Source organism: Kitasatospora sp. NPDC091257, assembly GCF_044757675.1.
Lineage (GTDB): Bacteria > Actinomycetota > Actinomycetes > Streptomycetales > Streptomycetaceae > Kitasatospora > Kitasatospora lactacystinica.
Genome location: NZ_JBIVVI010001591.1, coordinates 1 through 1,668 on the forward strand (window position 1 = coordinate 1; position 1,668 = coordinate 1,668).

The window sequence follows — 1,668 nt, forward strand, 5'->3', positions numbered from 1 at the left end:
TCCGTCTATCTCTATCGCAATCCGCGGCCCGGCTATTTCTCTCTGTATGAACAAAGAATTCCAAACCAGAACACCATGAGGCAGTGGACATTCAAGGACACCGCCGTCCTCACTGACCTCACCAACACCACCCTGTACGGCGATATCGCACTCAGGATCTCCACCGTCAACAATCAGACTAATTACACCCTGGAACTATTTAAAAACAACGATGGCACCGGCACCAGCCAACTCTACTACCCGGCCACCACCGTCGCTGTCCCGCCAGGTTCCCTCGAAGACCAGGTCAAGTCCGTCAAGGTGTACAACGGCCCGCCTGCGAACTGTTTCTGCCTTTATGGAGACGGCAACTACGGCGGAGCTCAGTGGGTTTTCAAAAACGCCGTCGGCCATGTCGACCTCACCAATACCTCCCGTTACGGTGTAGCCTCCGGGGCGATCTCGTCGGCCCGCAACAACAGCACGAACGCGATCGAGGTATTCGACCAGCCCAGCGAGCACGGAAAACTCCAACTTATCCCTCCCAGCGGATCTATCAGCTCCGTCTTCGGCCATCTCAACGACAGGATCAAGTCGTTCACCGTCTACGGGGCCCTCCAATTCCCGACCCCCTGTGTTGTGGCCAACAAGCGCAGCTGGAAAGTTGTCGATGTCAACAACAGCTCCACCACCGTCGGGCTCACACTCCAGCAGTGGGTCCACCTTGGATACAACAATCAGCGATGGATCATCGTTCCCGCCGGCGGAGGCGCCTCCCGCTTCCATAACGTAAACTCACTTCTCGCCATGGGCGTCCAGGGAAACTCGACCAGTGATTCCGCAAAAACCACCCAGGAATACCCGGACGCCGACAACCCCTCCCAGAAATGGAAAATTGGCTCGTGGGACAGCTACTGGCTCATCACCAACGTGCGAAGCAACAAGGTACTCGACGTCTCCGGCGGATCGACCTCGAACGGTGCGCCCGTCATCCAGTACAAAATTAACTGGCATGACAATCAAGCCTGGGAATTCCTCGTCCCACGAAACCCGTAAGCCAGCCGCTGGCGCATAGGTCGCCTATTGGTTTATCTGGAAGGATAGTGTGCAATGAGTATTCCCGTTCCTCCTGTCGATCAGCGTAGTATGGATGACCTAGTGTCGGGCGCGAAGTCGGCGGTCCGTCAGAAGGTCCCTTCATGGGCGGGTGTGGATGGTCCGGATGCGGGGACGGCTCTGGTGGAGGCCTGCGCCGGCATGGTGGCACCACTCATCGAGCGGGTGAACCGGGCGGCTGACAAGGACCGGTTGGCGGTGCTGGCGGAAGTCGGCGCGCAGCCGCGGCCGGCGTCTCCGGCGCGGACGCAGGTGGAGTTCTCGATGACGGTCGCGCTGCCGAGGCCTGTGGAGATCCCGGCCGGCACGCAAGTGGTGGCGGATGTTCCGGGTGGTGGCGAGGCCGCCTTCGCCACTACGCAGGACGCGTTGTTGTATTCCTGCACGCTGCTGAACAGTGGGGTGTACAAGGGGGCGCAGTATCGGTCGGACGACAGGACGTTTACGGGGATGCTCGGTGCGTTCGGTGCGTCGGTGGAGTTGACGCAGGCCGACGTGCTGTTGGCGGTGTTGTCGAATCCGGTGCCCGATACCCGGGTTTCGGTGCAGGTGCAGGTCGGTACCGCGCCGTCG

At 60.0% G+C, this 1,668-nt stretch carries 1 protein-coding gene and 1 pseudogene; both read left to right on the forward strand.

The features are described from left to right. The coding region (locus ACIQOV_RS40565; RefSeq protein WP_401056038.1) for an RICIN domain-containing protein at nucleotides 1-1,035 on the forward strand (1,035 nt) is incomplete at its 5' end. A gap of 54 nt (nucleotides 1,036-1,089) precedes the next feature. After that, nucleotides 1,090-1,668, forward strand: a pseudogene (locus ACIQOV_RS40570) (hypothetical protein); the annotation flags it as partial.